The 11,019-nt window shown below is 72.1% G+C and carries 13 protein-coding genes; 5 read left to right on the top strand and 8 right to left on the bottom strand.

Annotated elements, in window-relative coordinates; all coding sequences use genetic code 11:
• Positions 1 to 158: 158 nt before the first annotated feature.
• Entirely contained in the window at positions 159 to 572 is a 414-nt protein-coding gene (locus AB1578_17775) for a hypothetical protein (protein ID MEW6489742.1), read from the bottom strand.
• Between the two features lie 136 nt (positions 573 to 708).
• On the opposite strand from AB1578_17775, the gene AB1578_17770 reads away from it, so the two are divergent.
• Genes AB1578_17770 through AB1578_17760 form a run of 3 tightly spaced genes read left to right on the top strand, consistent with a single transcriptional unit; the run spans position 709 to position 1,711 of the window.
• Positions 709 to 1,146, top strand: coding sequence for a putative toxin-antitoxin system toxin component, PIN family (locus tag AB1578_17770; GenBank protein MEW6489741.1), 438 nt, complete (start codon positions 709 to 711; stop codon positions 1,144 to 1,146).
• 2 nt (positions 1,147 to 1,148) lie between these two features.
• A complete protein-coding gene (locus AB1578_17765; GenBank protein MEW6489740.1) occupies positions 1,149 to 1,397 on the top strand; it encodes a hypothetical protein in 249 nt (82 codons plus the stop codon).
• Between the two features lie 50 nt (positions 1,398 to 1,447).
• Positions 1,448 to 1,711 (top strand): DUF2007 domain-containing protein, encoded by a 264-nt coding sequence (locus AB1578_17760; GenBank protein MEW6489739.1) that lies wholly within the window; start codon positions 1,448 to 1,450, stop codon positions 1,709 to 1,711.
• Between the two features lie 37 nt (positions 1,712 to 1,748).
• Here AB1578_17760 and AB1578_17755 read toward each other — a convergent pair whose 3' ends face one another.
• From AB1578_17755 to purM, 6 genes are all read right to left on the bottom strand, one after another.
• The gene (locus AB1578_17755; GenBank protein MEW6489738.1) at positions 1,749 to 2,549 is read right to left on the bottom strand and encodes an alpha/beta fold hydrolase; all 801 of its coding nucleotides are present in this window, start codon (positions 2,547 to 2,549) and stop codon (positions 1,749 to 1,751) included.
• A gap of 133 nt (positions 2,550 to 2,682) precedes the next feature.
• Positions 2,683 to 3,192 carry a single-stranded DNA-binding protein gene (locus tag AB1578_17750; protein ID MEW6489737.1) on the bottom strand — a complete coding sequence of 170 codons (510 nt, stop codon included), beginning with the start codon at positions 3,190 to 3,192 and terminating at the stop codon, positions 2,683 to 2,685.
• Positions 3,193 to 3,366: 174 nt separating this feature from the next.
• Positions 3,367 to 4,635, bottom strand: coding sequence for a helix-turn-helix domain-containing protein (locus AB1578_17745; protein ID MEW6489736.1), 1,269 nt, complete (start codon positions 4,633 to 4,635; stop codon positions 3,367 to 3,369).
• Positions 4,636 to 4,681: 46 nt separating this feature from the next.
• A complete protein-coding gene (locus tag AB1578_17740) occupies positions 4,682 to 7,264 on the bottom strand; it encodes a DEAD/DEAH box helicase (GenBank protein ID MEW6489735.1) in 2,583 nt (860 codons plus the stop codon).
• A 140-nt stretch (positions 7,265 to 7,404) separates the two neighbouring features.
• Positions 7,405 to 8,055, bottom strand: coding sequence for a phosphoribosylglycinamide formyltransferase (purN, locus tag AB1578_17735; protein ID MEW6489734.1), 651 nt, complete (start codon positions 8,053 to 8,055; stop codon positions 7,405 to 7,407).
• A complete protein-coding gene (purM, locus tag AB1578_17730; GenBank protein ID MEW6489733.1) occupies positions 8,052 to 9,098 on the bottom strand; it encodes a phosphoribosylformylglycinamidine cyclo-ligase in 1,047 nt (348 codons plus the stop codon). Before purM ends, purN begins: the two co-directional genes overlap by 4 nt.
• A 162-nt stretch (positions 9,099 to 9,260) precedes the next feature.
• On the opposite strand from purM, the gene AB1578_17725 reads away from it, so the two are divergent.
• Complete coding sequence (locus AB1578_17725; protein MEW6489732.1) at positions 9,261 to 9,743, top strand: flavodoxin family protein; 483 nt, start codon at positions 9,261 to 9,263, stop codon at positions 9,741 to 9,743.
• Between the two features lie 3 nt (positions 9,744 to 9,746).
• Here AB1578_17725 and AB1578_17720 read toward each other — a convergent pair whose 3' ends face one another.
• On the bottom strand, positions 9,747 to 9,977 hold the full coding sequence (locus tag AB1578_17720; protein MEW6489731.1) for a hypothetical protein: 231 nt from the start codon (positions 9,975 to 9,977) through the stop codon (positions 9,747 to 9,749).
• A 30-nt stretch (positions 9,978 to 10,007) separates the two neighbouring features.
• Between AB1578_17720 and AB1578_17715 the strand changes: the two genes are divergently transcribed.
• The gene (locus tag AB1578_17715) at positions 10,008 to 10,799 is read left to right on the top strand and encodes an MBL fold metallo-hydrolase (protein MEW6489730.1); all 792 of its coding nucleotides are present in this window, start codon (positions 10,008 to 10,010) and stop codon (positions 10,797 to 10,799) included.
• Positions 10,800 to 11,019: the final 220 nt, after the last annotated feature.

Here is an 11,019-nt window from a genome sequence, read left to right as displayed (position 1 = left end):
GGCCGCCTGCGCCCCCTCCGGGGAGGCCCCCTGCCCGCCCCGAAGCTTGACGCAGTGCTGAAGATCTCTGGTCTTCAAGGATTTCTAGCGAGGCGTTGCCGCTGTCAGCGGTCAGCGGTCAGCGAGCGGATAGGGGGGCGCGGCGGCCCGTCGCGCCCCTAGGGGCCGAAGGCGATCCAGCGCAGGCCGCGGGCCTCCACCTGGTAGTTGCCGAACTCGGTCTCGCCCGTGCACAGCAGGGTGCGGGGCAGCGTTCCCTCCAGGGTCTTGCCCCCCTCTACCTCCACCGTGGCCGCCACCCGGCCCCCCTCTTCGGCCCCCACCGTGAGCCGCCGCACCTTGGAGAAGGGCACCATCAGGGTCCCCTCGCCACGGTCCAGGGGAAAGAACGTCTTCCCGCCGCAGGCCAGGAACGAGACCCGGGTGGCCACCCCCTGCTTGTCCAGGAGCTCCGCCGAGAAGCTCTCCTTGGGCCGCGGGATCGTTTCGGAGACCGGCCCGCCTCCACCGCCTCCCATGGCGAGGAGAAAGGGTGCCAGGGCCACCAGCATGAGAATCGACCTGCGCAGCATCGCATGCCTCCCAACGGACGAGTTCTGGGAAGGCCCTACTAGGTAGCACACGCCGCGCCTGCCCACAAGGAGGCGGCTCCGCCAGAATTCCACACCCGAGTTGACCGGCGGCCCCAGTGCTCATATCATTTGCGATATGACGCGACTGCGCGCCGTCCTCGACACCAACATGCTCGTCGCCGCTTCCCGAAGCCGCAACGGCGCCTCGTTCGCCGTGCTGCGGGCGCTCCGGGACGGGCGATTCGTGGCCCTGGCATCGGTGCCGCTGATGCTCGAGTACGAGGCCATCCTCAAGGGGCCGACCCAGCTCGAGGCGTCGCGCCGCACGGCAGCTCAGACCGATGGTTTCCTCGACGCCTTGTGCCTGTTGGTCGAGCCGGTGGCGTTCTTCTACCTGTGGCGGCCCCAGACCCGCGATCCGAAGGACGAGATGGTGCTGGAGACCGCCCTCAACGGCCGGGCCCACGGTCTGGTGACCCACAACACGGCAGGCTTCTCGGTCGCCGCAGAGAGGTTTCGCCTCGCGCTCTGGACCCCGCAGCAATTCCTGGCGAGGCTGTCCATGCAGGAGTGATCATGGCCAATTACGCACTGCGTCTCCCCGACTCGCTCATCGCCTACGCCCGCAAGGTGGCGGAGGAAGAGCGCGTTTCCATGAATCAGTTTTTCGTCACGGCCATCGCCGAGAAGGTCTCGGCGCTGAAGACCGAGGCGTACTTCCGCGAGCGACGGAGACGGGCCGGCCTGCCCGACTTCGACTCGTGGCTCGAAGCCTCGCCGGACGTGCCCGCCGACGAAGGGGACGAACTCCCGCAGGAGCCCTGAGACCCAGGTTTGCGGGCTTGTCGCGCATCCCCCGCCTGGAGGAAGGTCCCTTGGCTTTGCCCTCCCTCACCCTCGTCTACGTGGCCCTGGACCACATCGAGGCCTTCGCCGTCACCGGCGTCCTCGCCTCGGCGGGGATCGAGGCCCGGGTCCTCGACATGACCATCACCCCCTACCCGGTCACCCTGGGCCCCCTGGGCGAGCGCCGCATCCTCGTGGCTTCCGAGCACGCCGCCGAGGCCCGCGACCTCCTCCGGGTGGCTCGGGAAGACGGGTTCCTGCGGGAAGGGGGGATCGTGGTGGAGGAGGGGTGAGGAGGGGCCGGGCCCCTGAACCGGGGTTGGCCGCCTTCTACGGGGACTCTGCCCCCCTCTTCGACGGGCGTTCGCCCGCCTCGGGCGGCACGACCCCCCGCAGCAGATCCGGAAGGACTTCCAGCAGGTGTTCCCGCAGGGGGGGGTGGGCCAGGGCCTGGATGTGGCCGGCGTCCTGGACGATCCAGAGGCCCTTGGGGTCGGGCGCGAGCTCGTGGAGGAGGCGTGCGTGGCGCACCGGGACGATCCGGTCCCGACCCCCGTGGAGGAGGAGCACCGGCACGGGAGATACCTTTCCGATCCAGCGCTCCGCGCTGTGGCGGTCGTCGAAGCCGAGGGCGAGAAGGTGCTGGAAGGGCCAGGTGAGGATGAGGCGGGCGATCTTCTCCCGGGCGATGCGGCGGTATCCTGCCGGGGCACTGTCAACGATGAGGAGGCGGACCCGCTTCCGGTGGGGCGAGCGCGCCACCGCGTATACCGCCACGGCTCCTCCGAGGGATTGGCCGAGCACGAAGACCCTGTCGGGGTCCACGTCTGCCCGCTGGAAGACCCATGCCAGGGTGGCGAGCGCGTCGGCGTGGGTGCCCGCCAGGTCCGCCTCACCCCCGGACCGGCCGAAGCCCCGGTAGTCCACGGCCACCACCTGGTAGCCTGCTTCCACGAGCCACAGGATCGCGTTGACGTGGGTGCTCACGTTCTCGGCGTTGCCGTGGAAGAAGACGCAGGTGCCGCGCGGGGGCGCCGCAGGCCGGAGCACCCACCCGTGCAGCAGCACCCCGTCCGGGGCGGGAATCCACGCGTCCTCCCGCTCGACTCCCGCGAGCCGCGGATTCGGCACGTGCTCCCGCTGGGGGTGGAGGAGGAGGCCGGAGCACCCCCACAAGGCGAGGAGCCCCAGGAGGGCTGCGACTGCGAGCGGCCTGCGCAGCCCCCGCGGGCCCGTCGCCCGCCCCCCTGCGGTCGGCCGGGAGTCAGAACGGTACGTCGTCGTTCGGGTCGAAGCCCGGTTCTTCGGGCCCCGGGAAGTCGTCGGGAGCGCCTCCGGCCGGCGCAATCGGAGCGGAGCCTCCCGGAGCAGGGCCGGCGCCGGCCCGGGGCGCTCCGCCTCCTCCGCCGCGTGAGCCCTGGTAACCGCCCCCTTCCTGCCCCTTGGTGCGGTTCAGGAACTGGATGTCGTTGACCACGATCTCGGTGGAATAGCGGTTGTTGCCGTCCTTGTCCTGCCACTTGCGGGTCTGGATGCGGCCCTCGATGTAGACCGTGGACCCCTTCTGCAGATATTGGTTGCACAGCTCCGCCTGGCGCGCCCAGGCCACGATGTTGTGCCACTCGGTATGGTCGACCCACTCCTCACCCTGCTTGCGCCGCTCGGTGGTGGCCAGGCTGAAGGTGCACACCGCGGTGCCGCTCTGGGTGTAGCGGATCTCCGGGTCCTTCCCGAGGTTTCCGATCAGGATCGCTTTGTTCACGCCTCTGGCCATGGGTCCTCCGTGTTCGCGTCTGCTGCCCAGGGTCGCTGTCGCCGGCCCCTCTTGGTCGGGGTTCCAGACTGTCGGGGCATGCTAGCACAATCCCGCGGGAGGGCACAGGCGGCCGGGAAGCCTGCGCTGGAACCCTGTCGGAGACCGCCGGGCGTGTCTTCCGGCGCCGCGGATCTACCTCGCGTTGCCGCGCCGGGCCAGGCGCGCCTTCGCCTGCTTCTTGGTCAGGCCGGCCGCCTGCTGCAGGGCCTCGGCGGTGCGGTCCTGGAGGTGGAGCTTGCCGGGGGCCCGCTCCCAGTTTCCCACCGAGGCGGGGCTGACCCCGAGCAACCGGGCCAGCTCAGCCCGGGTGAGCCCGAGCGCGGCGCGAAGCCTCGCGACGGCGACGCCGGTCTCGGGTGCCCGGGCGATGGCGCCGGGAGCGGCTGTCGGGGCGACTCCGCCGGGGGTGCGGCCGGCCGTCCCTTTCGAGCGCACGACCGGCGCAGGGGGCGCAGGAGCGCGCGAAACCCGGATCGTGGGGCCCGCGGGGGGTGCCGGCCGGGCCGTGGGCTTGCTCGGAACCCTTCGGCCTCGCGGCTCCACCGGGGGAGGGGTCGGGGGGCGGCCTTTCCTCCTTCCTCGGGGGGGCGCTCCGGAGGGCTCGGCGGGCGCCCGGCCCTTGGCGGGCGTTTCGAGCTTCTCGGGCTCGGCAGGCGCCTCCGGCGCGGTAGCGGCTTGCGTCCCGAGCTCCCCCGCGAGCTCGATGCCGAAGACCCCGGCGAGATCGCCCTCGGAGACCCGGCGGCGCCGGCCGCCCCGGCCCGTGGCGGCGGCCACGGCGTCGGCCCCCACGGCGACCAGCTCCCCGTGGTCCACGCCCCGGAGCCGAAAGAGGAGCTCCGGGCTGCGGTCCAGGCGGGCCCCCACCCCGTAGAGCACCGCGGCCACGTGCTTGCACATGGACGCCCAGTCGGGGCAGCTGCACGAAAAGCGCATCTCCCCCGGCAGGGGAAAGAGGCCCTGGGCCCGGTCGGTCACCACCGCCATGACGCCCTTGGAGAGCCGGCCCTGGAGGAGGTCCAGCAGGGACCCGATCTGGCCGGCACAGCGCTCCTTGACCCCCGCCCACTGGGCGGAGGCGAGGCGCCCGATCTCCACGCGCACCTCGTAGAGCTCCGAGCCGCACACCAGGGCCTGTACCCGCCCCGGCTCGACCCCCAGGTGGCAGACCGAGCCGTTTCGCACATAGGTGCGCCCCCGGGGCAGGCGGTTGGCATAGTCGCTGAAGCCCTCCAGGTGCGTGCACCACGCCTGGCCCCAGAAGGTGTGGGCGATCTTGCGGCCCTCGACCTCCACGGACTCGATCTTCGCGCCCTTCTTGCGCAGGGCGTCGACCTTGCGCGCCGCCTTGGCCCGCCGCACAGCAACGGGCACGTAGGGTGCCCAACCGCCATAGCCCATGAGCTTCCACCCTCCTCGTTGCGGGACCCGCGTGAGTCCCCTGCCCTTACAGGCTCGCCCGGTCGATGTCCAGGGCCACCAGCTTCACCAGTTCTGCGTCGCTGAGCTCGGTCAGCAGCGTCTCCCCCCCTCCCTCCAGGAGTCCGCCGGCGAGCGCGGTCTTCTCCTCGATGAGGGCGTCGATCTTCTCTTCCACGGTGCCGCGGCAGACGAACTTGTGCACCAGGACGTTTCGCCGCTGGCCGATGCGGAAGGCGCGGTCGGTGGCCTGGTTCTCCACCGCCGGGTTCCACCAGCGGTCGAAGTGGACGACGTGGGAGGCGGCCGTGAGGTTGAGCCCGGTGCCACCGGCCTTGAGGGACACCACGAAGAAGGGCGGGCCCGCCTCGTCCTGGAAGGCCTCCACCAGGGCCCGCCGCGCCCCCACGGGGGTCCCTCCGTGGAGCACCAGCCCCTCCCGGCCGAAGACCGGGGCGAGAAACGCCGCCAGGGGGCCGGTCATCTCCCGGAACTGGGTGAAGACCAGGGCCTTCTCCTGCCGGGAGGCGATCTCCTCCCCCAGGGCGCCCAGGCGCTCGAACTTGCCGCTCTGCTCCGGGTCGTAGGCGCCGTCGCCCAGGAGCTGGCTCGGGTGGTTGCAGATCTGCTTGAAGCGCAGGAGGTAGGCGAGCACCAGGCCCCTGCGCTGGATGGCGGAGGTATCCTCTTGGGCCAGGGCGGTGCGCAGCTCGCCCACCGCCCGGGCGTAGAGGGCCGCCTGGGGCCTGGCCAGGCCGCAGTAGACCTTGACCTCGGTCTTCTCGGGCAGGTCGGCGATGATGCGCTTTTCGGTCTTGAGGCGGCGCAGGATGTAGGGGGTCACGAGGCGGCGCAGGGGCTCGTAGCCGCCCTCCTCGCGCCGCTCCAGCTCCTGGACGAAGCCCTTGAACCGCTTGGCGCTGCCCAGGAGCCCGGGGCACAGGAAGTCGAAGAGCGACCAGAGATCCCCGGCGCGGTTCTCCACCGGGGTTCCGGTGAGGGCCAGCCGGGACCGGGCCTTCAAGGCTTTCACCGCCCGGGCCTGGCGGGAGCCGGGGTTCTTGATGGCCTGGGCTTCGTCGAGGATGGCCAGGCGCCACGAGACCTCGTGCAGCCAGGGCTGGCGCAGGAGCATGCCGTAGGTGGTGACCACCAGATCCACCCCGGCCAGGGCGCCGGCCGGGTCGGCCGCCAGGGCTTCGAGGGCATCCTTGCCGGTCTCGGAGGGATGGACGAACACGGCCCGGAGCGAGGGGGTGAACCGGTCGAGCTCGCTCCTCCAGTTGGCCAGGAGCGAGGCGGGGAGCACCAGGAGGGAGGGTCCCGCCCCGGCGCCGTCTTCCTGTTTGAGGATGAGGAGCAGGGCCAGCGCCTGGAGGGTCTTCCCCAGGCCCATGTCGTCGGCCAGGCACCCGCCGAGCCCCAGGCGGGCCAGGAGGTGCAGCCACGCCACGCCCTGCTCCTGGTAGGGGCGAAGGGTCGCCCTGAGGCCTTCACTGGGCCGGGGGTGGCCGAGACGGGCCGGGTCGCGCAGCCCCTCCAGGAGCCCGGCGAGCCGGTCGCCGGCTTCTACGGAGGACCACTCCCGGGTCTGCTCCAGGGCTGCGGCCGCGCCCTCGAGCTCCGCCGGCGCGCCGGCCAGCAGGCGCATCCCCTGGGCGAACGAGATCCCGCCCCCCGCGGCCACCTCGGCCTCGACGCGCTTCCAGTGGGCCAGGGCCTCGGCGAGTCGGGCCCGGTCCACCTCCACCCACTGCCCCTTGAGGAGCACCAGGCCGTCCTGCCCCCGGGCCAGGCTCTCCCACTCCGCGTCGCTCAAGGCCTCGTCCCCCAGGGCGAGACGCACCCGAAACTCCAGGAGCCCTTCCATCCCGAGGGCGCTCCCCTTCTTCGTGTTCAGGCTCACCCCCACCCGGGGGCGGGGGCGCCGGCGCCACCAGTCGGGCAGGCGTACCAGTACGCCGCTGGCCTCCAGGAGCGCCACCTGCTGGAGGAACGCATAGGCTTCGGCCGGCGTCCACGCCAGGGGGTGGAAGAGGTCGCCCGACGCCACGAGCTCGCGGATGAGGGGGCTCTCCTCGGCGGCGCGCTGCACCGGGGAGAGCAGGCGGACCAGGGCGCCCTTGTTGCGCGCACCCGCGTACTCCTGCAAGGCGCGGCTCAGGGGCTGGTACTGGACGCGCCCGGCCTGGGAGAGGCGGGGCGCGTAGGTGGCCAGGAACGCAAAGGGGTACTCGGGGTCGCGCTTGTTCTCGGCCAGGTGCAGGCACACCCTCCCCACCTGGTGCCAGAGGGGCGCGTGCTCCTGGAGCCAGTCCGACAGGGGACTGCCGGAGGCCGCGACCTCTCGGCGCACCCAGCGGTCGAGATCCCCCCAGGCCTCCTCGAGGAGCTCGGCGCCCAGGTACTCGCCCCCCTCCATGGGGGGGGCGCGCAGGAGGAAAGCCGCCGTCTCCCCCGGAGTGGGCGGGGGCACCGGGGAAAGCCGGGAGTCGCCCCCCTCGGGGGTGCGGCACAGCGCGGCGAGGTACCGGCCGGCGAGCTCCCGCCAGTAGGCAAGGGAGGGCGGCAGCCCCCCCTCGGGGGGGGCCGAGGCTGCCAGCGTGAACAAGCCCTCGGCCCGGCTCCCGGCAAAGGCCGCGGCTGCTTGGTGAACCCAGGGGGGCGAGGTGCCCTCCCCGGTCTGGAAGACCAGGTGGCCGCTGGGGGTCAGGCGCAGGCCGGCCGAGGGGGAAATGGCGGACGTCCGGGTCAGGAGCGTACGGAGGGGTTGTGCAGGGTGCCCGAGGCGGGGCTCGGGGGATCGAGCAAGACGCGCCGGCCGTCGAGCCGCAGGCGTCCCTCGGCGAGGTACTGGAGGGCCTCGGGGTAGATCCGGTGCTCCTCGCGCAGGATGCGGGCGGCCAGCGTCTCGGGGGTGTCGTCGTCGCGCACGGGGACCACCGCCTGGATCACGATGGGCCCGGTGTCCATGTCCTCGTCCACGAAGTGCACGGTGCACCCCGAGAACTTGGCCCCGTGGGCGATGACCTGGGCGTGGACGTGGAGGCCGGGAAAGGAGGGAAGCAGCGCCGGGTGGATGTTCAGGACCCGGCGGGGAAAGGCCCGCAACAGCACCGGGCTCACCAGGCGCATGTAGCCCGCCAGGGCCACCGTGTCCGCCCCGTGGCGCTCCAGGGCCGCGACGATGCGGCGGTCGTGGTCTTCGCGGGAGAGGCCCGCCGCGGGGATCACCTCGGCCGCGGCCCCGGCCAGGCGGGCCCGCTCCAGGGCATAGGCCTCGGGGTTGTCGCTCACCACCACCGCGACCCGGGCGTCGAGCCGCCCGGCCGCGGCCGCATCCAGGAGGGCCTGGAGGTTGGAGCCCCCGCCCGAGGCCAGGACCCCGAGCCGCAGGGTCACGCGAACCTCAGGCTCGGTTCCGCGGCCTCCCGCTCCCGGATCTCCCCGATGACCCAGGCCTTTTGCCCCAGGGCGTCGAGCCGCGCCATCACCTCGTCGAGCTCCCGGGCGGGAACCACCGCCGCCATGCCCACCCCGCAGTTGAAGGTGCGCAGCATCTCCGCGTCTTCCACCCGGCCCAGGTCCTGGAGGAGCCGGAAGATCGGGGGCACTTCCCAGGCCGAGCGCTCCAGCACCGCCTGGCAGCCCTGGGGCAGGACGCGCGGCAGGTTTTCCGGCAGGCCGCCCCCCGTGATGTGGGCCATCCCCTTGATCGTGAAGTCGCGCATCAGGTTCAGCGCCGTGCGCACGTAGATGCGGGTGGGGGTGAGGAGCACCTCGCCGAGCGGCCTCCCCAGCTCGGGAAAGACGTGGCCCACGTCGTACCCCCCGTCGGCAAAGAGGATCTTGCGCACCAGGGAGTACCCGTTGGAGTGCACGCCCGTGGAGGCCAGGCCGATCACTTTGTCGCCCACGGTGATGCCCGAGCCGTCGATAAGCCGGTCCCGGTCCACGATCCCCACGCAGAACCCCGCCAGGTCGTACTCGTTGGCGGCGTACATGCCCGGGAGCTCGGCGGTCTCCCCTCCGATGAGGGAGCACCCCGCCTCCTTGCAGCCGGCGGCGATGCCCCGGATGACGGCTTCGGCCACCGCCTCGTCCAGGTGGCCGGTGGCGAAGTAATCCAGGAAGAAGAGGGGCTCGGCACCCTGGACCACCACGTCGTTGACGCACATGGCCACGAGATCGATGCCCACCGTGTCGTGCACCCCGGCGGCAAACGCCACCTTGAGCTTGGTGCCCACCCCGTCGGTGGAGGAGATGAGCACCGGCTTTTCGCAGGGAGTCTCGGTCAAGGAGAACGCGGCGCCGAACCCCCCCACGTGGCTCATGACCTCGGGGCGGATGGTGGGCTTGACGAGCTCCTTGATGCGGTCGACGAGACGGTTGCCGGCGTCGATGTCGACGCCCGCAGCCTTGTAGGACGTAGGACCAGAACCCACGGGGATCCTCCTGGCGGCGGTACCCGCCGGTCGAAGACGCGCTAGGCTATCCAAGGGGGTCGGGGGGTGTCAATTCCCTTCCTTGACCCCGGCCCCTCGGCCGCAGGTAGAATCCCCTCTTCCGGTCCCCCTCCACCAACCCTGTCCGGAAGGAGAGCGCCCATGGTGCAGGTCCTCGTCGCCTATTCGAGCCGCAGCGGCAATACCGAGAAGCTGGCCCGGGCCGTGGCCCGGGGCGTGGAGAGCGAAGGCGCGGCGGCGCTGGTGAAGCGCGCCTCCGAGACGACCAAGGAAGACCTGGCGGCTGCCGACGCCATCATCCTGGGCAGCCCCGTGTACTTCGGCACCGCGACCGCCGAGATGAAGGACCTCATCGACCGCAGCGTGGGGGTGCGCCGCAAGCTGCGCGACAAGGTCGGTGCAGCCTTCGTGACCGCCGGGCACCACACGGGTGGGAAGGAAACCACCATCCTGAGCATGCTCTACGCGTTCCTGATCCACGAGATGGTGGTGGTGGGCGACCCCATCGACAGCGGCGGGCACTACGGCGCCGCGTGCCTGGGCGCACCCGACGCCGAGGCCGAGAAGGCCGGCGCGCTCCTGGGGGCGCGGGTCGCCCGGGTCGCCCGGAAGCTCAAGGGGTAAGGCTCACTCTTCCCCCTCCACCTCCTGCATGATGCGGCGCTTCAAGGTGCGGTAGGTCTCGGGGAAGCCCGGGTCCTTCTCGGCGAGATAGCGACGGATGCCCTCCAACCCCAGGCGCAGCCGGTCCACCTCGAGGCGCAGGGCGAGCTCCTTCTGGGAGAGCTGGTCGGCCAGGGTGTCGAGCTCTTTCTCGCTGAGCTTGAGGCTTCTCTCCAACTCCTTGAGGTCCTTCATGACGGCCTCCCGGCAGGGTGGACGGCGGCAGTGGCGAGGCTAACAAGCCCCCCCGGCCTGTCAAGCGCCCTGGAGGTGACCACCGTGGGCACGGGCACCTGCGTCCCCCGCCTGGACCGGGGCGGGCCGTGCGTGCTGGTACGGGCCCCGGGCGCCTGCCTTGCCGTGGACCTGGGCCTGGGCTCCCTCCACGGCCTGCTGCGCAGCGGCGTCGCCCATCGGGACCTGGACGGCGTCTTCCTCTCGCACCTCCACCCGGACCACGTAGCCGAGCTCGCCTCCCTCCTCTTCGCGTCCAACTACGACGACGAACCGCGGTGCCGCCCCCTGATCCTGGCCGGAGGGCCTGGTCTGGGCGACTTTCTCGGGGGGCTCTCCGGGGCGTTCGGCACCTGGCTCCAGCCTCGGGAGTACGACCTGGACCTGCGGGAGGTGGCGCCGGGAGGCGAGGCGGCCCTCGGGGAGCTTCGCTGCCGGGCGGGAGCGGTGCGCCACCTCCCCTCGAGCCTCGCCTGGCGGTTCGAGCGCGGCGGACGGTCGGCGGTGGTCTCCGGAGACACCGGCCCCTCGCCGGAGCTGGAGGACTTCGCCCGGGGAGCGGACCTCCTGGTGCTGGAAGCGAGCCTCCCCCCCAGCGCCGAAATGGCCGCGCACCTCACCGCCCGGCAGGCGGGAGAGCTGGCCCGCCGGGCCGGGGTGGGGCGCCTGGTGCTCACCCACTTCTACCCGGCCGCCGAGGCGGTCGACCCCGCGGTCTTCGCCGCGGAGGCGTTCGGCCGAGCGGTCGTGGTCGCGACGGACGGGGCGCGGTTCGAGGTGTAGCTCTGGCCCGGGCAGTCGGGCGGGTGGACACCTCCCACCGCAACCACGGCCCCGACCGGAGACCGGCTCTGTTCCGATTCGTGTGGGTTCGCGTGGCGGCTGAGAGCTCGGGAATACGGCAGTTTCACCCGTAGGGGCGCACAGCGTGCGCCCGCCCTCGGGCCCACCCCCAACCCTCCGGGCGCACGCTGTGCGCCCCTACGCGCCCAGACGCCGGGGT

The organism is Thermodesulfobacteriota bacterium (assembly GCA_040756475.1).
GTDB lineage: Bacteria > Desulfobacterota > Deferrisomatia > Deferrisomatales > JACRMM01 > JBFLZB01.
The sequence above is the reverse complement of the archived record's forward strand: the minus strand, read 5'-3'. Positions and strand labels throughout refer to the sequence as shown.

Coding starts and splice junctions, on each gene's coding strand:
- AB1578_17720 (MEW6489731.1), bottom strand. CDS start 9,977: ATGAAGGACCTCAAGGAGTTGGAGAGAAGCCTCAAGCTCAGCGAGAAA.
- AB1578_17775 (MEW6489742.1), bottom strand. CDS start 572: ATGCTGCGCAGGTCGATTCTCATGCTGGTGGCCCTGGCACCCTTTCTC.
- AB1578_17770 (MEW6489741.1), top strand. CDS start 709: ATGACGCGACTGCGCGCCGTCCTCGACACCAACATGCTCGTCGCCGCT.
- AB1578_17750 (MEW6489737.1), bottom strand. CDS start 3,192: ATGGCCAGAGGCGTGAACAAAGCGATCCTGATCGGAAACCTCGGGAAG.
- AB1578_17765 (MEW6489740.1), top strand. CDS start 1,149: ATGGCCAATTACGCACTGCGTCTCCCCGACTCGCTCATCGCCTACGCC.
- AB1578_17725 (MEW6489732.1), top strand. CDS start 9,261: ATGGTGCAGGTCCTCGTCGCCTATTCGAGCCGCAGCGGCAATACCGAG.
- AB1578_17745 (MEW6489736.1), bottom strand. CDS start 4,635: ATGGGCTATGGCGGTTGGGCACCCTACGTGCCCGTTGCTGTGCGGCGG.